Here is a 17,545-nt window from a genome sequence, read left to right as displayed (position 1 = left end):
AGAAGAGGGTGGGCGAAGAGGGCGGGACGAAGTGTGCGGTCGGGCAGACTCTTCGGGGTGAGCACCGGAGACGTCTTCCGCAAACACGACCCGCGCACCCATCCTGATTTCTTCCGGGCCGAGGCGGCCGGTCTGGCCTGGCTCGCCGAGGCCGGTATGCCGGTGGTGGCGGTGCGGTCGGTGAGCGAGCACCACATCGAACTCGAGCGGATCGCCGAGGCATCCCCGTCCGCCGAGGCCGCACGGGAGTTCGGTGCGGCACTCGCCCGGATGCACGACGTGGGCGCCGCCGGTTTCGGTGCGGCACCCGACGATTACGACGGGCAGCTGTTCATCGGCCGCCGCCCCATGAGCCGCACCGTGCACGACACCTGGGGATCGTTCTACGTCGCAGAGCGGGTGCTGCCCTTCCTGCGCATCGCGGTCGAGGCGGGCAGCGTCACCGGCCGTCAGTGCCACGAGATCGAGGCCGCCTGCGATCTCGTCGCCGCCGGAGCCTTCGACGACGAGGATCCGCCCTCGCGCCTGCACGGAGACCTGTGGAACGGCAACGTGCTGTGGTCGCCGCGCGGCGTCGTCCTGATCGATCCGGCCGCGCACGGCGGCCACCGCGAGACGGATCTGGCGATGCTCGCGCTCTTCGGTTGCCCGCACCTGGGCCGGGTCGTCGACGGCTACGAGGCGGCGCATCCGCTACGTGCCGGATGGGAGCAGCGGGTGCCCGTGCACCAGCTGCATCCACTGGCGGTGCACGCCGCGGGATACGGTGCCGGGTACGGGCGGGAGCTGCACCGGGCGGCACTCGCGACCCTCGAACTCGGAGGCAGTACGTGAACGGGATTCTCGTCGTATCCGCGACCCGCGCCGAGGCGGCGCACGTCCCGGAACGCTACGAGACGGTGATCACCGGGATCGGGAAGGTCGACGCAGCGGTGGCCGTCACCGCGGCGCTCGCGGGGTATCCGGCCGACGCGCGGCCGCTCGTCGTGAACATCGGCACCGCCGGCGCATTGCACACCCACCACTCGGGACTGTTCCTGCCGTCCGCCGCGATCAACCACGACATCAGCAGCGAGATCCTGAAGAGCCTCGGTCATCCCGTGCAGGACGTCGTGCAGATCGACGACGGTGACGGCAGCGTGCTCGCCACCGGTGATTCGTTCGTCTCGGACGCCCAGATCCGCGACGCGCTGTCCGCGCGCGCCGATCTCGTCGACATGGAGGGCTTCGCGGTTGCCTATGCCGCCCGCCGCATGGGCGCGCGGTGCCGGCTCGTCAAGCACGTGAGCGACCGGGCCGACGATTCGGCGCTCGACTGGCCGAAGCAGGTCGACCGCAGCGCGCAGGAACTCGCCCGCTGGCTCGTCGAGCGTTACTGAACGATTCCATGACGAACGATCTCAGCGCCCGTCCGTACGTTCGGTGAGGGTGACGGTCACCGCGCCGGTGGTCAGGGTGAGCACCTCCCCGTCGAGAGCCCACCGGGGTGTGCCCCCGAACAGCGTCCGTACCCAGTCGTCGGCGCCGTCGCGCGGGGGAGGACACGCCATCCTCGTGGACGCGAGCGTCCCGGCGCGGATCCTGCCCCCGGACAGGTCGGCGGTGCCGGTGAACCGGTTGCACCCGGCGGACGCCGCGACCCGCTCCCGGGCGGGGAACGACAACTGGAGCGGGCCGCCGCCGGGGATCGACTGCCCCTCGACCTCGGTCGAGACGTAACGGCGGCCGATCGGGTCGGACGGCGACGATCCGAACACTCCGCACCCGGACAGCAGCGCACCCAGTGCGAGGACGACGACCACGCGGACTGCTCCCGGCATGGGTCTCACGGTACCGAGGAGGAATCAGCGGGCCGTGAACTCCAGTCCGTCGGTGCCGTTCGCCGCGGTGAGGGTCATCGACGAGCCCTGGACGATGTAGGTGGTCTCACCTGCGAGCACGTTCAGGACGTGCGTCTCGATGTCGGCGAGCTCGGGATCGGTGCAGGCCACGCGGGTCATGGTGAGCGGTTCGAACAGGATGACATCGTCGCCGACCTCGGCGCTGCCGCCGAACTCGTTGCACCCCGTGTTCCCGGTGAGGGTGCCGTCGTCGGACAGGGTGAGTGTCGGCGCGGCGTTCTCCAGCGCGACCGACCTGACGACGGCGTCGGCGGTGCGCAGCGAGGTCACCACCCACTCGGTCCCGGTGATCGGCAGGTCGGGGTCGACCACCTTCTCGTCCTGGAGCGAGACCGTGATGTCGTCGCCGGTGAGCGTGAAGGTGTTCCCGTCGAGCGACCAGCGCGGCTCGGCGTCGAACAGCGTGGTGAGCCAGGCATCGGCTCCCTCGCGTTCCGGCAGGCAGGCCATCATCGTGCTCGCCAGGTCCGGCGCCTTCACTCTGCCCTCGGAGAGGTCGACGCCGCCGACGAAGCGGTTGCAGCCGGCAGTCGCCGAGATGCGTCCGTCCTCCGGGAACTCGACGACCATGGGTCCGGCGCCCGGAATCTGCGTGCCGCTCACGCTCGTCGAGACGAAGGTGCGGCCGGTGAGGTCCTCCGCGGAGTTGCCGTCGGCCGAATCCGAATCGGTGCTGCACGCGGCGGCCACCGCTGCCAGGGAGACCAGTGCGAGCACCCGGAATGTGCGAATCATGCCGTTACGGTACGGCGCTCGACCCAGATTTGCGGCTACCTCGACCGGTCACGACACGGTGTGCGAGTTCGGCCCAGTTGTCGGCGAGTCGGCGGAGCGGATGTCCCAGCTCGCGCCACTGGTGGAGCACGAGGGTGGCCTCGAGCGACGCGACCAGCGAGGTCGCCAGCAATCGGGTGTCGCCGGTGACTTCGGCGGCACGCAGCAGTGCGTCGACGTGGGCGAGCGAGACCAGGTGGGCGGGAGCGGTGTAGTGGGAGTCGGTGGCGGATTCGGCCGCGCGGAGCAGTTCGCCCTGCACCTCGACGAGTTCGATGCGTGCACGACCGAAGGCGATGAGCCGGTCCAGGGCCTCGGCGTCGGGGCCGAGCGGTGGCGGGCCGAACAGGAAGCCCTGCTGGAACTCGCGCTCGCTGTGGTCGAGCAGTGCCCGGACGAGCCCGGCGCGGGAGCCGAACCTGCGGAAGACGGTGCCCTTGCCGACCCCGGCCCGCGCCGCGACGGCGTCCATCGTCACGGCATCGACGCCGCGCTCGGCGACGAGCAGGGCGGCGGCGTCGAGCAGACGGGAACGATTGCGCGCTGCGTCGCCCCGTTCGGAGAGTCGTTCGTCCGCCAGGGGGAGAGCCCGGCTGTTCGCCGCAGACAGCGCCCGACCGTCCGCGTGCGGGAGGGGGCGAGTGTTCACAAGGTCACACTCTAGCGGGGCAGGGAATAAAGCGGACCACGGTCCGTTTAAAATTGCGTAGTCAACCACTTCGACCCGAGGATGTTCCCATGACCCGAGTTCTCGCCCTCGTCGGCAGCCTGCGTGACGGCTCCGTCTCCCGCCAGCTCGCCGAGACCGCCGCGGCGGTTGCTGCCGAGAACGTCGAGGTGACCCTCTACGAGGGCCTCGCCGACGTTCCCTTCTACAACGAGGATCTCGACGGCGAGGCTGCCCCCGCTGCTGCCGTGGCTCTGCGCGACGCCGCTGCCGAGGTCGATGCCGTGCTGATCGTCACGCCCGAGTACAACGGCACCGTCTCCGCGGTGCTCAAGAACGCCGTCGACTGGCTGTCGCGCCCCTACGGTGCCGGCGCACTGAGCGGCAAGCCCGTCGCCATCGTCAGCCAGTCGCCCAGCCAGAACGCTGCGAAGTGGGCGCTCGAGGACGCGGTCAAGGTCGTCGGAATCGCCGGCGGCAAGGTCGTCGACGGCGGCTCGCTGTCGGTCGGCGAAACCTTCGGCAAGTTCGGCGGCGAGCACGCCAAGGAGCACGCCGAGACCGCGCAGCAGGTCGCAACGGTCGTCGCCGCACTGGCCGACGCCACCAAGGTGCTCGCCGACGCCTGATCGAGACGTCCGTCGTCCCTGCCGGTACCGCCGGCACCGAGAGCGGCCGGCGGACCGACCGACACCCCCGGTGCCGGAGACCCGCGAGGTCTCCGGCACCGCGTATCCGCAGGGTCCGGCCGAGCCGCGGACGCTCCCCTCGTCGCTCGTCGCATCTCGACGGTTCGATGACGCCTGCAGCGGGAATGCCCCGAACACAGCCCACTGTTCGGAGGTTTGCCCATGACAAGCGGGGACACGAGGACCGATACCGGCCACCGACCCGATCTCGACATAGTTCTCCACGTCGACGGGGTGGAGCGTCGCGTCCCGATCGACGTCCGCACCACCGTGCTCGACGCACTGCGCGACCGCCTCGGGATCACGTCCCCGAAGAAGGGATGCGATCTCGGTCAGTGCGGAGCGTGCACCGTGCTGATCGACGGCCGGCGCACCCTCTCGTGCCTGGCCCTCGCCGCCTCGCACGACGGCGCCGAGATCGTCACCGCCGCCGGACTCGGCGACGGGGAGATGCATCCGCTCCAGGCGCAGTTCATCGAGGACGACGCCTTCCAGTGCGGCTACTGCACCCCCGGCCAGATCTGTTCGGCCGTCGGCATGCTCGACGAGTTCGCCGACGGGGCGCCGAGTCACGTAACGGCCGATCTCGAACAGGCACCCGAACTCGACGACGACGAGATCCGGGAACGCATGAGCGGCAATCTGTGCCGCTGCGCCGCCTATCCCAACATCGTCTCGGCGATCCGAACCGTCGCCGCCGGTGACAGCCGAATCGGTGTCGGCGACAGCCGCCTCGATACGGAGGAGACGCGATGAGCCCCCTCCGCTACGAGCGACCGGCAGATCCCGCCGCCGCCGTCGCCGTCGTGCACGAGACACCGGGTGCGGTCTTCCTCGCGGGCGGCACGAATCTGGTCGACCACCTCAAACTCGGCGTCGCGACCCCCGATCTCCTCGTCGACGTCTCGCATCTTCCGCTCGACGCCGTGGAGGAGAGGGCCGACGGGGGAATCCGGGTGGGCGCCAACGTCCGCAACAGCGACCTCGCGGCGCATCCCTTCGTGCGGCGCAACTACCCGGTGCTGTCGCGCGCACTGCTCGCCGGTGCCTCACCCCAGCTCCGGAACACCGCGACCACCGGCGGCAACCTGCTCCAGCGCACGCGGTGCTCGTACTTCCGGGACGTGAGCACCCCCTGCAACAAGCGCGAACCCGGCAGCGGCTGCTCCGCCATCGGCGGATACACCCGCTACCACGCGATCCTCGGCGCCTCGGAGCACTGCGTGGCCACCCATCCGTCCGACATGGCGGTCGCCCTGCTCGCGCTCGACGCCGAAGTCCTGGTCCTCGGCCCGGACGGCGAGCGCGCCATCGCGGTAGAGGACTTCTACCGACTCCCCGGCGACACACCCGAGCGCGACACCGTGCTCGAACGCGACGACCTCATCGTCGGCGTGCAGATCCCCGCGGCGCAGAGTTCGCTGTCCACCTATCGCAAGGTGCGCGACCGGGCGTCCTACGCCTTCGCGTTGGTCTCCGTAGCGGCCGAGATGACCGTTGCGGACGGGACGATCACCGGGTGCCGCATCGCATTCGGTGGGGTCGCACACCGGCCCTGGCGGGCACACCGCGCGGAGGAAGCACTCCTCGGGCAACAACCCTCCGACGAGGTCTTCGCTGCGGCGGCCGAGGCCGAACTCGCCGACGCGAGTCCCCTCGACGGCAACGCCTACAAGATTCCGCTGCTGCGGCGAACCGTGGTGGCGACCCTGCGCGAACTCGACGAACGACGGGAACGAGGTGGATCCGCATGAGCCCCGAGCCGATCCGAGCAGGTGGACGCTCCACCGCGCGCATCGACGGACCGGCGAAGGTCGCCGGGACGGCACCGTACGCCTACGAGCACCCGGTCGACGATCCCGCCTACCTCGTACCGCTCACCTCCACCATCGCCCGTGGACGCGTCGACCGCATCGACACCGCCGCCGCAGAAGCGGTGCCCGGGGTGCTGAAGATCCTCACTCCCTGGAACGCCCCACGTCTCACCGAAGAGGCCGAGGGCGAGTACTCCGTCCTGCAGACACCCGACGTGCTGTACCGGGGTCAGATCATCGGCGCGGTCGTCGCGGAGAGCTTCGAGATCGCCCGGGAGGCATGCTCGCTCCTGAAAGTCGAGTACAGCGAGGAACCGCACGACGCGCTCTTCCGCGCCGACCATCCCGACGCGTACACACCCGAGACCGTCAACGGCGGCTACGAACCCGACACCGAGCGAGGCGACGTCGACGCGGCGTTCGCCCGCGCCGAGACGGTGATCGATCAGTGGTACTCCACCCCTGAGGAACACAACAATCCACTCGAACCGCACACCGTGGTCGCGATCTGGCGGAACGACGTCGTGCCGTCGAACAGTGAGACCGACGGATACACTCTGACGCTATACACCTCCACGCAACATCCGCACGGTGTCGTCGAGACCCTCGCGCCGGTCTTCGGTCTCGACGCGGCCCGGATGCGGGTGGTCTGTCCATACATCGGTGGGGGATTCGGTTCCAAGGGCGGTCCTCACGCGCACGACGTCCTCGGCGGACTCGCGGCGCGGGCCCTGGCCGGGAAAGCGATCAAGTTCGCGGTCTCCCGACCAGACATGTTCGGTTACGTCGGGTACCGCGCTCCGACCGCCTCGCACATCCGGCTCGCGGCCGACAGTGACGGCAAGCTCACCGGTCTCGTGCACGAGGCGTTCGCCCAGTCGTCCCGGGTCACCGAATTCGTCGAACAGGCGGGGGTGCCGCTGCGCAATCTCTACGACGTCGCCAACGCCCGTACGTCGCATCGCGCGATCACCCTCGACGTGCCGGCGCCGTTCTGGATGCGCGCGCCAGGTGAAGCGCCGGGCATGTTCGCCGGCGAGGTCGCGATGGACGAGCTCGCCGCCGAACTCGGGATCGACCCGATCGAACTGCGCATCCGCAACGAACCCGAGTCGGATCCGGAGACGGGAAAGCCGTGGTCGTCGCGCCGACTCGTCGAATGCCTCCGCGAAGGAGCGCAGCGATTCGGATGGGATCCGTCCGACCGCGAACCCGGCCGCCGGCGGCAGGGCAACACCCTGATCGGTACCGGCATGGCGGTCGCGACCTATCCCCACATGGTCAATCCCGGCTCGGAAGCCCAGATCCGGCACCTCGGGGAGGGGCGCTACTCCGTCCGTATCGGAGCGACCGACCTCGGTACGGGTGCGTGGACGACCCTGACCCTCATCGCCGCCGACGCACTCGGATGCCGACCGGAGGACGTGGACCTCGAGATCGGCGACAGCGCACTGCCCAACGGCACGGTGGCCGGCGGGTCGTCGGGCACCTCGTCCTGGGGAACCGCGATCGTCACGGCCGCAGAGCAATTCGGCAAACGTTTCGGCGACGACCCGCCGGTGGGTGCCGAACTGTCCGCGTCGGCAGCCGAGAACCGCGAACTCGAGCACTACACCGCGCAGTCCTTCGGTGTGCACTTCGCCGAGGTGCACGTCGACGCCGATACCGGCGAGATCCGGGTGCCCCGGATGTTCGGTCTGTTCTCCGTGGGACGGGTGATCAATCCGCGAACCGCGCGTTCGCAGGTCATCGGCGGGATGTCCTTCGGGATCTCGATGGCGCTCTTCGAGGAGAGCATCCGCGACGCGCGTTTCGGGCACGTCGTCAACCACGATCTGTCCGAATACCACGTGCCGACACACGCCGACATCCGCCGGGTCGAAGCGGATTGGCTCGATGACGAGGACCTGCACGCGACACCCATAGGGTCGCGGGGGATCGGTGAGATCGGGATCGTGGGCAGCGCCGCGGCGGTCGTCAACGCCCTGTGGCACGCGACCGGAGTGCGGGTCCGGAACCTGCCGGCCCACCTAGACGACCTGCTGGCCGGACTGCCCTGACACACCGGATCGGAGGCGGGACGAGCGCGCGGAAACGGTCGCTCGTCCCGCATCCGGTTTCCCCGAACAGGGCAGTCGGGAGGGTGTTCTCGCGGTGCCCTCGCGAAGTTGTCGGTGGCACCCGCCACACTGTGCTCGAGGTCTCTCTCGTGCGCGCTGCGGCGACACGCCGGGACACGCCCGAAACGCCGTGGAGGGAGGGTCGCGACCTGGGAATATCACCTTTGTAAGTCACAACATCCTGGGTTCTGTGTATCCGATGGACACAAGGTGTAGTGTCTAGACCGCTGGAGGGCCACAAGTGCCGACGATCTCTCGGGGAAGCGGGATCGGACGGATGAGTGGGCTTCCGGGTAACGCACAGCAGTCAGTCGTCAGGCCGCCCACGGCCGTCGGAAAAGGGGCATTCATGAACATCACCGTCTATACCAAGCCTGCCTGCGTCCAGTGCACCGCCACCTACCGCGCCCTCGACAAGGCCGGCATCGAGTACGACGTCGTCGACATCAGTGAGAACCCCGAGGCCCGCGACTACGTCATGGCGCTGGGATACCTCCAGGCGCCCGTCGTCGTCGCCGGCGACGACCACTGGTCGGGCTTCCGCCCCGATCGCATCAAGGCGCTCACCGTCGCTGCCTGAGCCCGGGCCGCGTTCGCGGCGGCCCGATCGTCGTCGTCTCCGGGCGGACGTCTTCCGTGTCCGCCCGGGCCGGTCTTCGCAATCGAATGAAGAGTGGTGACTACCGATGGCTTCGCTGGGGTCGATCCCGGGAACATCGCTGGTGTACTTCTCGAGTACATCCGAGAACACCCACCGATTCGTGCAGAAACTCGGGATCCCGGCCAGCCGGATCCCATTGCACGATCGTGAGGGGAATTTCGAGGTCCGCGATCCGTACGTACTGATCGTGCCGACCTACGGTGGCGGGACGACCGCCACGGGCCGTGATACCCGCTACGTTCCCAGGCAGGTCATCCGATTCCTCAACAACGAGCACAATCGGGGCCTGATCCGCGGTGTCATCGCGGCGGGTAACACCAACTTCGGCGACTCGTACTGTTTCGCGGGAGACATCGTCTCGCGCAAGTGCAAGGTGCCGTATCTGTACCGGTTCGAGTTGATGGGCACGACCGACGACGTCGAGCGTGTCCGCGACGGTCTCGCCCGATTCTGGGAGTCCGTTCTCCAGAACGCCTGAGCCACATCCGTATCCGTATTCGACGCGCGTCGCGGACGTGACTGCGCGGCCGTTTCCTAACTCCGACAAGTGGGGACAGCACTGTGACCATTACCGATCCCGCTCCCGCCACGAGCGCACACCTCGACGATTCGCTCAAGGATCTCGACTACCACGCGCTCAACGCGATGTTGAATCTGTACGGCCCCAACGGCGAGATCCAGTTCGACAAGGATGTGGCCGCCGCCCGTCAGTACTTCCTGCAGCACGTCAACCAGAACACGGTCTTTTTCCACAACCTCGACGAGAAGCTCGACTACCTCGTCGAGGAGAACTACTACGAGCCCGAGGTGCTCGAGAAGTATTCGCGTGCATTCGTCAAATCGCTGTTCGAGCACGCATATTCGAAGAAGTTCCGGTTCCCGACCTTCCTCGGTGCGTTCAAGTACTACACCTCGTACACGCTCAAGACGTTCGACGGCAAGCGCTACCTCGAGCGTTTCGAGGACCGTGTGTGCATGGTCGCGCTGACGCTCGCCGACGGCGACGAGATCCTCGCCCGGCACCTCGTCGACGAGATCATCTCGGGTCGTTTCCAGCCGGCCACCCCGACCTTCCTCAACTCGGGCAAGAAGCAGCGCGGCGAGCCCGTCTCGTGCTTTCCCGCCGGTACGCTCATCGACACGATCGACGGGCAGCGGGCTATCGAGACCCTGCAGGCGGGGGATCTGGTCCTGTCGCACGACGGGGCGTACCACGCGGTCGAGGAGCTGATCGAGAACCCGAATGATCAAGCCTTGGTGTCGATTTCGCACTTCGGGCACAAAGAGCCGATTCGGTGCACTCCGGAGCATCCTATCCTGGTGTGGACCGAGCGTGATGTCGAGACCTTGATCGACGGCGATGGAGCGGATCCCTTCAACGGTTTCGTATGGCTCGCTGCCCAGGACGTGCGCCCGACCGACTTCATTGTCACCGCGGCGCCGTTGGGTGAGCGCGACAAGCGCGTTTTCGACCTCATGGACCATGTTGGTAATGGACTGTACGAAGAGGTCGATGGTCTGATTCGTAAGGTGAACGTTGATGCCAAGCATCGGAACAAGCAGCGTCACAGTCAGCGCTTCGTCGGTGTCAACCGATACGTCGAGGAATCGTACGAGTTCGGACTGATTCTCGGCTGGTATGTTGCCGAGGGCTACGTATCCAAGCGTGCGGGTGTCGATGGTGTGCAACCCAATGGTGTTCACTTCACTCTCGGTGCACACGAGGTCGAGTACCAGGCAGATCTGGCGGCGGCGTTCAAGCAAGTATTCGGCGTCGAACTCTCTCAGTCCACCAACCAGTCGGACCACTCGACCAAGATGGGTTGCAACAGCAAGGTGGTGGCGTCATTGCTGCTGTCGCTTGCCGGGACCGGTTACAGTACGAAACGCCTGACGCGCGATGTCATGACTGCCGATGAAGAGTTTCAGCGCGGTCTGCTTGCGGGCTTGTTCAGGGGCGACGGCTGCAGCACCAATGGCGGCATGATCCTCGATCTCGTCAATCCGGAACTGGTGGATCAGGTGCAGTTGATCCTGCGCCGCCTGGGCATCGTGTCGGTCGTTCGCCAGTACATCAACCAGGCGGGCAATGTGACGGGCCATGTGTTCGTCCCCGGGGTGCCCGGCACCAACGAAGACTTCATCTTCGACGTCGGCAAGAACCTGCACAACTATGTCGGGCGGAAGGGCGCCAAGCGCACGACCTATCAGGTGGCGCACGGGCGTCATGTCTACGGAATCCGTGAGATCGCGAAGACCGACGAGACGCCGAGCAAGGTGTATAACCTGCACGTCGAGGGCACACATACCTATACGATTCGCGGCGCTGTGGTGCACAATTGCTTCCTGCTCCGCATCGAGGACAACATGGAGTCGATCGGCCGCTCCATCAACTCCGCACTGCAGCTGTCCAAGCGCGGTGGCGGTGTCGCCTTGCTGCTCAGCAACATTCGTGAGCACGGCGCTCCGATCAAGAAGATCGAGAACCAGTCCTCCGGCGTCATCCCGATCATGAAGCTGCTCGAGGACTCCTTCTCCTACGCCAACCAGCTCGGTGCCCGTCAGGGTGCCGGTGCGGTCTACCTGCACGCGCACCACCCCGACATCTACCGCTTCCTCGACACCAAGCGCGAGAACGCCGACGAGAAGATCCGCATCAAGACCCTCTCGCTGGGCGTCGTCATCCCCGACATCACCTTCGAACTGGCGAAGAAGAACGAGGACATGTACCTGTTCTCGCCGTACGACGTCGAGCGCGTCTACGGCAAGCCCTTCGCCGACATCGACGTCACCGAGAAGTACTACGAGATGGTCGACGACAAGCGCATCCGCAAGTCGAAGATCAAGGCGCGCGAGTTCTTCCAGACCGTCGCCGAGCTGCAGTTCGAGTCGGGCTACCCCTACGTCATGTTCGAGGACACGGTGAACCGGGCCAACCCGATCGCCGGCAAGATCACGCACTCGAACCTGTGCTCGGAGATCCTGCAGGTCTCGACTCCCTCGGAGTTCAACGACGACCTGTCCTACAGCCATGTGGGCAAGGACATCTCGTGCAACCTCGGCTCGCTGAACATCGCGAAGACGATGGACTCGCCCGACTTCGCGCAGACCATCGAGGTCGCCATCCGCGGCCTGACGGCCGTCTCCGACCAGACGACGATCTCGTCGGTGCCGTCGATCGAGCGGGGCAACAACGAATCCCACGCCATCGGCCTCGGCCAGATGAACCTGCACGGCTTCCTCGCCCGCGAGCACATCTTCTACGGGTCCGAAGAAGGCGTCGACTTCACGAACATCTACTTCTACACCGTGCTGTTCCACGCCCTGCGTGCGTCGAACAAGATCGCGATCGAGCGCGGCTCGTACTTCAAGGGCTTCCCGGAGTCGAAGTACGCCTCGGGTGAGTTCTTCGACAAGTACACCGATCAGGTGTGGGAGCCGGCGACCGAACGGGTCCGTCAGCTGTTCGCCGAGTCGGACATCGCGATCCCCACGCAGCAGGACTGGCGCGAGCTGAAGGAGTCCGTGCAGAAGCACGGCATCTACAACCAGAACCTGCAGGCGGTTCCGCCCACCGGTTCGATCTCGTACATCAACCACTCGACGAGCTCGATCCACCCGGTCGCGTCGAAGATCGAGATCCGCAAGGAGGGCAAGATCGGGCGTGTCTACTACCCGGCGCCCTACATGACGAACGAGAATCTCGAGTACTTCCAGGATGCCTACGAGATCGGCTACGAGAAGATCATCGACACCTACGCTGCCGCGACGCAGCACGTCGACCAGGGGCTGTCGCTGACGCTGTTCTTCAAGGACACCGTCACCACCCGCGACGTGAACAAGGCCCAGATCTACGCGTGGCGCAAGGGAATCAAGACCCTGTACTACATCCGCCTGCGGCAGATGGCGCTCGAGGGCACCGAGGTGGAGGGTTGCGTCTCCTGCATGTTGTGACCCTGCTCCACGACAGTCTTTGCATCAGCACACAATTCAGGTAGGTAACCGATGACTGCAGCAGCACACTCGCCGGCCGACGGCGTGCGCGTCAAACTCATCGATCGCGTCTCCGCGATCAACTGGAACCGCGTCCCCGACGACAAGGACGCCGAGGTCTGGGATCGTCTCACCGGCAACTTCTGGCTCCCGGAGAAGGTGCCGGTCTCCAACGACATCCAGTCGTGGGGCACGCTCACCGAGTACGAGCAGGAACTGACGATGCGGGTCTTCACGGGCCTGACGCTGCTCGACACCATCCAGGGCACGGTCGGCGCGGTCTCGCTCATCCCCGATGCGGTGACCCCGCACGAGGAAGCGGTGCTGACGAACATCGCGTTCATGGAGTCGGTGCATGCGAAGAGCTACTCGCAGATCTTCTCGACGCTGTGCTCGAGCCGCCAGATCGACGACGCCTTCCGCTGGTCGGAGGAGAACGAGCACCTGCAGCGCAAGGCGCAGATCATCCTCGATTACTACAAGGGCGACGACCCGCTCAAGCGCAAGGCCGCCTCGACGCTGCTCGAGTCGTTCCTGTTCTACTCGGGCTTCTACCTGCCGATGTACTGGTCGTCGCGGGCCAAGCTCACCAACACCGCCGACATGATCCGCCTGATCATTCGCGACGAGGCCGTCCACGGCTACTACATCGGCTACAAGTACCAGCGCGGGCTCGAGACGATCACGCAGGCCGAGCGCGACGAGCTCAAGGACTGGGTCTTCGAACTGCTCTTCGAGCTGTACGACAACGAGACCCACTACACGGCCGACCTCTACGACCAGGTCGGGCTCACCGAGGACGTCAAGAAGTTCCTGCGCTACAACGCGAACAAGGCGCTGATGAACCTCGGTTACGAGGCGCTGTTCCCGAAGGACGAGACGGACGTCAACCCGGCCATCCTGTCGGCGTTGTCGCCGAACGCCGACGAGAACCACGACTTCTTCTCGGGCTCCGGCAGCTCCTACGTGATCGGCAAGGCCGTCGTCACAGAAGACGACGACTGGGACTTCTGACGTAGACGTTCTCTGTCACCGGCCCGAACGCATCGATCCCGTACACCGGGCGCAGCAGCGCCCGTGTGCGGGATCGCGTGCTTTTCGCGGCCCGGCCCGTCCCCGATAGCATCGCTCCTCGTGACCGAGACAAGAGAAGCGTCGGGCTCGCCTCGGCCGGTGACAATCGAACGCGTGCCGTCGGGCGGGCGGGCAGTCGAGCAGCGGACCCGTCTGTGGGCGGTGCTCGCCGCCGTCGTGGGGATCGTCGCATCCATCGCGATGCCGTTCCTGCCCGTGACGCAGACCACTGCGACCATCGACTGGCCGCAGAGCGAGAGCAACGCAGGCATCTCGGCGCCGTTGGTGTCCTACGCACCGGTCGATCTCGACGCCACGATCGAGTGCCGGTCCGTGCGCGACGCGCTGCCGGACGGCGGCACCGTCTTCTCCACACTTCCCGCAGGAGCTCCCGACCGTGAACGCTACGGGCTGATCGCCCGTGTCCGGCCGGCCGGTGACGACGGGCCGGCGGTGTTCGAGGTGATCTCCCGCAATACACTGCTCGCCTCCGCGCCGGTGGACGACCTGGCCGGGGACTGCTCGGTCACCCTGTCCTCGAACTCGGAACGCACCGTCGCCACGATCACCGGCTCGGCCGCGGCGTCAGGGGAGCGGACCTTCGACCGAGACCTGCGGCCCCAGCTCGTCGGCATCTTCACCGACCTGCCCGGTCCCGCACTCGACGGTGTCTCGGTCACCGCGACCGTCGACACCCGCTTCACGACGTCTCCGACGGTGCTGAAGATCGTCGCGATGATCGTCGCGGTGGTCGCCACGGCACTGGCGTTGTGGACGCTGGCCCGGCTCGACCGCGCCGACGGTCGTCGCCACCGCCGCCTGTTGCCGGCGTCGTGGTGGTCGTTCACCCGCATCGACGCGCTGGTCGTCGGAACGCTGCTCGTCTGGCACGTCATCGGGGCGAACACCGCCGACGACGGTTACCAGCTCGGAATGGCTCGCGCCGCGGGCGCGGCCGGGTACATGGCGAACTACTTCCGGTGGTTCGGTGTGCCCGAGGCACCCTTCGGCACTCCCTTCTACGACGTCCTCGCCCTGATGACCCAGGTCTCGACGGCGAGCATCTGGATGCGGCTACCGGCACTGACCGCCGGAATCCTGTGCTGGTGGGTGCTCAGCCGCGAGGTCGCTCCACGTCTCGGCGTCGCACTGCGTCGCAACCGGCTTCCGCTGTGGACCGGGGCGCTGGTGTTCCTGGCGTTCTGGCTGCCGCTCAACAACGGACTGCGCCCGGAACCGATCGTCGCGACGGGCGTCGTGCTCACCTGGTGCTCGGTCGAACGCGCGATCGCCACCCGGCGTCTGCTGCCCGCGGCGGCCGCGATCCTCGTCGCCGCGCTCACCGTGACCGCGGGACCGTCGGGCATCATCTGTTTCGCTGCGCTGATCGCCGGTGCCCGCCCGATCGCCCGCATCCTCCATCGGCGTGCGCAGACCCTGGGATGGCTGCCGGTACTTACGCTGATGCTCGCGGCCGGACTGGTGATCCTGGTGCCGGTCTTCGCCGACCAGACCCTCGCGGCGGTGCTGGAGATGCAGCACGTGCACGGCGTCGGTCCGAACGTGCCGTGGTTCCAGGAGTATCTGCGCTACCAGTACCTGCTGCAGATCACCGTGGACGGCTCGCTGGCCCGCAGGTTCGCGGTCTTCACCCTGGTGTTGTGCGTGGCGGTGGCGATCGTGGCGATGCTGCGCCGCGGTGGGCACATCCCCGGCACCGCGCAGGGACCGTCCCGCCGCATCGTCGGCATCACCCTCGGCGCGCTGGTGCTGATGATGTTCGCGCCCACCAAGTGGACCCACCACTTCGGTATCTACGCCGGTCTGGCCGCCGCGGTGGCGATGCTCGCCGCCGTGGCCACCGGCCCTGCGGTGTTGCGTTCGCGACGCAACCGCGCCCTGTTCGCTGCGGCGGTGTCGTTCGTGGTGACCATGTCGTTCATCGGCCCCAACGGCTGGTGGTACGTCTCGAGCTACGGGGTCCCGTGGTGGGACAAGCCGCCGTCGGTCGCCGGATTCGGTTTCTCCACCGTCTTCTTCGCCGTGACGGTCGTCGCGTTGCTGCTGGCCGCGTGGTGGCACATCCACCCCGTCGCCTCCACCCGCACCGACACCCCGTCGCGGTTGTGGGCGGTGCCGCCGTTGACCGTCGCCGCCGCGGCGATGGTGCTGTTCGAGGTGCTGTCACTGGCCAAGGGCGCGATCTCGCAGTACCCGGGCTATTCGGTGGCACGGTCCAACGTCGACACGCTCACCGGCAACTCGTGTGCGCTCGCGAACGACGTGCTGCTCGAAACGGATCCGAACGCCTCGGTGCTCACCCCCATCGGCGCCGACGCGGCCTCCGCTCTCGATGCCGGGGGAGGGGACGGGTTCACGCCGGGTGGTGTCGCGCTCGATCTGACCCCGGACGACGACTCGGCCTCGGCCGGCACCGCCAACACCGTCGACACGAACGACGACCAGAGCTCGACCGGCGGTACCGGTGGCACCGGCGGCGGTACCGGCAGAGTCGGAATCAACGGCAGCACCGTCGCATTGCCGTTCGGCCTCGATCCGGTGACCACGCCGGTGCTGGGCAGCCACGGATCGTCCCTCGGCGACGTCACGAGCGCCTGGTTCCGGCTGCCCGAGCCCGACGCGACCGGATCGCGTGGGGATCTCGTCACGATCGCCGCGGCCGGCCGGATCTTCTCGGTCGACGCCGACGGCACCGAAACCTACGGTCAGCGACTCGAACTCGAATACGGAACCACCGCGGCCGACGGCAGCGTGACCGCGCTGGGACGGGCGTTGCCGATCGACATCGGTCCGTCGCCCTCGTGGAGGAACCTGCGTGTGCCGATGGACACGCTGCCGGCCGAGGTCGACGCGGTGCGGATCGTCGCCTCCGACAACGATCTCGCGCCCGAACAGTGGCTGGCGTTCACCCCGCCGCGCGTGCCGCAGACGCAGACCCTGCAGCAGGCCGTCGGGAGCGACACACCGGTCCTGCTGGACTGGGCTGTCGGTCTCAATTTCCCGTGCCAGCGGCAGATGGTGCACCGCAACGGCATCGCCGAGATCCCCGAGTACCGGATCCTGCCGGACCGGATCGGTGCTATCTCCACGGATCTGTGGCAGGACCACAACGGTGGCGGTCCTCTCGGCTGGACCGACCAGCTGTTGCGGGCCCGCACGATCCCGTCGTATCTCGATCACGACTGGGACCGCGACTGGGGAGCGATCGAGCAGTACACGCCGATCGATCCGTCGACGGAGACCGCGGAACTCGACACCGCCACGGTCACGCGCAGCGGTCTGTGGAGCCCGGGTCCGATCAACACTGCCTACTGACGGAACCAGGCCTCCGCACGCCCGGCGAGCGCCTTCCCGAGCCGCAGACGCGACGTCTCGGTGAGCGGCTCGGGAAGGTCGTCCGGCGCGAACCACGCCACCTCGAGGTTCTCGTCGTCGGCGACGCGAGCGTCCCCGCCGGTCGCGCGGAGCAGGAAGCACACGTCGAGGTACTGCGCCACGTCGCCGTTGGGATAGGTGATGGGCGCGGTGACGTCGACGCTCGTCAGCCGCACGATCTCGGCGGCGACACCCGTCTCCTCGAGCACCTCCCGGACTGCGGCGACCGCCGGTTCCTCTCCGGGTTCGAGGATGCCGGACACCACGGCCCACATGCCGTTGTCGGCGCGGCGGGTGAGCAGGACGCGGTCGTCGTCGTCCGTGACTATCGCGCTCACCCCCGGCAGCCACAGGGGTGCGGTTCCTACGTGTGAGCGGAGCTGGACGACGAAATCGGGTATCGGCACGCCCTCGTTTCTATACCGGCAGGCGTGCTGCCGCCGGTCGAGCCGGCGA

14 protein-coding genes and 3 pseudogenes are annotated in these 17,545 nt (G+C 67.2%); 13 read left to right on the top strand and 4 right to left on the bottom strand.

The genetic code is table 11. The features are described 5' to 3' along the window. The first annotated feature begins 33 nt into the window (after positions 1–33). Together K3M35_RS08195 and K3M35_RS08190 are read left to right on the top strand one after the other, a co-directional pair. Positions 34–834: a fructosamine kinase family protein gene (locus tag K3M35_RS08195; RefSeq protein WP_220666255.1), complete on the top strand. Its 801-nt coding sequence runs from the start codon at positions 34–36 to the stop codon at positions 832–834. Continuing rightward, positions 831–1,379: a nucleosidase gene (locus tag K3M35_RS08190; protein ID WP_006550382.1), complete on the top strand. Its 549-nt coding sequence runs from the start codon at positions 831–833 to the stop codon at positions 1,377–1,379. The genes K3M35_RS08195 and K3M35_RS08190 overlap by 4 nt, the downstream gene beginning before the upstream one ends. Positions 1,380–1,400: 21 nt before the next feature. Here K3M35_RS08190 and K3M35_RS08185 read toward each other — a convergent pair whose 3' ends face one another. From K3M35_RS08185 to K3M35_RS08175, 3 genes are read right to left on the bottom strand one after another with little or no spacing between them, the layout of a single operon-like run. Next, complete coding sequence (locus K3M35_RS08185; protein WP_259443699.1) at positions 1,401–1,820, bottom strand: META domain-containing protein; 420 nt, start codon at positions 1,818–1,820, stop codon at positions 1,401–1,403. Between the two features lie 24 nt (positions 1,821–1,844). Further along, positions 1,845–2,636 (bottom strand): META domain-containing protein, encoded by a 792-nt coding sequence (locus K3M35_RS08180; RefSeq protein ID WP_220666254.1) that lies wholly within the window; start codon positions 2,634–2,636, stop codon positions 1,845–1,847. A gap of 4 nt (positions 2,637–2,640) precedes the next feature. Next, on the bottom strand, positions 2,641–3,285 hold the full coding sequence (locus tag K3M35_RS08175; RefSeq protein WP_220666272.1) for a TetR/AcrR family transcriptional regulator: 645 nt from the start codon (positions 3,283–3,285) through the stop codon (positions 2,641–2,643). Positions 3,286–3,413: 128 nt separating this feature from the next. Here K3M35_RS08175 and K3M35_RS08170 point away from each other — a divergent pair, with 128 nt between their 5' ends. The 11 genes and pseudogenes from K3M35_RS08170 to K3M35_RS08130 all read left to right on the top strand — a co-directional run bounded on the left by K3M35_RS08170 (position 3,414) and on the right by K3M35_RS08130 (position 17,029). After that, on the top strand, positions 3,414–3,971 hold the full coding sequence (locus K3M35_RS08170; RefSeq protein ID WP_019288426.1) for an NAD(P)H-dependent oxidoreductase: 558 nt from the start codon (positions 3,414–3,416) through the stop codon (positions 3,969–3,971). A gap of 222 nt (positions 3,972–4,193) precedes the next feature. Next, the gene (locus K3M35_RS08165) at positions 4,194–4,787 is read left to right on the top strand and encodes a 2Fe-2S iron-sulfur cluster-binding protein (RefSeq protein ID WP_050993421.1); all 594 of its coding nucleotides are present in this window, start codon (positions 4,194–4,196) and stop codon (positions 4,785–4,787) included. Next, positions 4,784–5,785, top strand: coding sequence for a xanthine dehydrogenase family protein subunit M (locus K3M35_RS08160; protein WP_220666253.1), 1,002 nt, complete (start codon positions 4,784–4,786; stop codon positions 5,783–5,785). Before K3M35_RS08165 ends, K3M35_RS08160 begins: the two co-directional genes overlap by 4 nt. Then, on the top strand, positions 5,782–7,905 hold the full coding sequence (locus tag K3M35_RS08155; RefSeq protein ID WP_220666252.1) for a xanthine dehydrogenase family protein molybdopterin-binding subunit: 2,124 nt from the start codon (positions 5,782–5,784) through the stop codon (positions 7,903–7,905). Before K3M35_RS08160 ends, K3M35_RS08155 begins: the two co-directional genes overlap by 4 nt. Positions 7,906–8,314: 409 nt before the next feature. Next, positions 8,315–8,545, top strand: a complete 231-nt coding sequence (locus K3M35_RS08150; protein ID WP_006550390.1) for a redoxin NrdH — start codon at positions 8,315–8,317, stop codon at positions 8,543–8,545. Between the two features lie 106 nt (positions 8,546–8,651). Then, on the top strand, positions 8,652–9,104 hold the full coding sequence (nrdI, locus tag K3M35_RS08145) for a class Ib ribonucleoside-diphosphate reductase assembly flavoprotein NrdI (RefSeq protein WP_220666251.1): 453 nt from the start codon (positions 8,652–8,654) through the stop codon (positions 9,102–9,104). Positions 9,105–9,187: 83 nt separating this feature from the next. Then, positions 9,188–9,745 (top strand): annotated as a pseudogene (locus tag K3M35_RS26635) (ribonucleotide reductase N-terminal alpha domain-containing protein); the annotation flags it as partial. Positions 9,746–9,751: 6 nt separating this feature from the next. Further along, a pseudogene (locus K3M35_RS26630) lies at positions 9,752–10,939 on the top strand (LAGLIDADG family homing endonuclease); the annotation flags it as partial. 24 nt (positions 10,940–10,963) lie between these two features. Beyond that, positions 10,964–12,580: pseudogene (gene nrdE, locus K3M35_RS26625) on the top strand (class 1b ribonucleoside-diphosphate reductase subunit alpha); the annotation flags it as partial. Positions 12,581–12,631: 51 nt separating this feature from the next. After that, a complete protein-coding gene (gene nrdF / locus K3M35_RS08135; RefSeq protein WP_006550395.1) occupies positions 12,632–13,633 on the top strand; it encodes a class 1b ribonucleoside-diphosphate reductase subunit beta in 1,002 nt (333 codons plus the stop codon). Positions 13,634–13,792: 159 nt separating this feature from the next. Then, the gene (locus K3M35_RS08130; protein ID WP_220666250.1) at positions 13,793–17,029 is read left to right on the top strand and encodes an arabinosyltransferase domain-containing protein; all 3,237 of its coding nucleotides are present in this window, start codon (positions 13,793–13,795) and stop codon (positions 17,027–17,029) included. On the opposite strand, the gene K3M35_RS08125 is transcribed toward K3M35_RS08130, so the two are convergent. Further along, positions 17,023–17,496 carry an NUDIX domain-containing protein gene (locus tag K3M35_RS08125; RefSeq protein ID WP_159417938.1) on the bottom strand — a complete coding sequence of 158 codons (474 nt, stop codon included), beginning with the start codon at positions 17,494–17,496 and terminating at the stop codon, positions 17,023–17,025. The genes K3M35_RS08130 and K3M35_RS08125 overlap by 7 nt on opposite strands. Positions 17,497–17,545: the final 49 nt, after the last annotated feature.

It is taken from the genome of Rhodococcus sp. DMU2021, assembly GCF_019641445.1.
In the GTDB taxonomy this organism is placed as follows: Bacteria; Actinomycetota; Actinomycetes; order Mycobacteriales; family Mycobacteriaceae; genus Rhodococcus; species Rhodococcus pyridinivorans.
Note: the sequence above shows the minus strand (reverse complement) of the source record. Positions and strands in the feature narration are given on the sequence as shown.

Excerpts from the sequence above, each read along its gene's own strand:
- K3M35_RS08185 (WP_259443699.1), bottom strand. The coding sequence starts at position 1,820 with ATGCCGGGAGCAGTCCGCGTGGTCGTCGTCCTCGCACTGGGTGCGCTG.
- K3M35_RS08180 (WP_220666254.1), bottom strand. The coding sequence starts at position 2,636 with ATGATTCGCACATTCCGGGTGCTCGCACTGGTCTCCCTGGCAGCGGTG.
- K3M35_RS08170 (WP_019288426.1), top strand. The coding sequence starts at position 3,414 with ATGACCCGAGTTCTCGCCCTCGTCGGCAGCCTGCGTGACGGCTCCGTC.
- K3M35_RS08165 (WP_050993421.1), top strand. The coding sequence starts at position 4,194 with ATGACAAGCGGGGACACGAGGACCGATACCGGCCACCGACCCGATCTC.
- K3M35_RS08160 (WP_220666253.1), top strand. The coding sequence starts at position 4,784 with ATGAGCCCCCTCCGCTACGAGCGACCGGCAGATCCCGCCGCCGCCGTC.
- K3M35_RS08155 (WP_220666252.1), top strand. The coding sequence starts at position 5,782 with ATGAGCCCCGAGCCGATCCGAGCAGGTGGACGCTCCACCGCGCGCATC.
- K3M35_RS08150 (WP_006550390.1), top strand. The coding sequence starts at position 8,315 with ATGAACATCACCGTCTATACCAAGCCTGCCTGCGTCCAGTGCACCGCC.
- nrdI (WP_220666251.1), top strand. The coding sequence starts at position 8,652 with ATGGCTTCGCTGGGGTCGATCCCGGGAACATCGCTGGTGTACTTCTCG.
- nrdF (WP_006550395.1), top strand. The coding sequence starts at position 12,632 with ATGACTGCAGCAGCACACTCGCCGGCCGACGGCGTGCGCGTCAAACTC.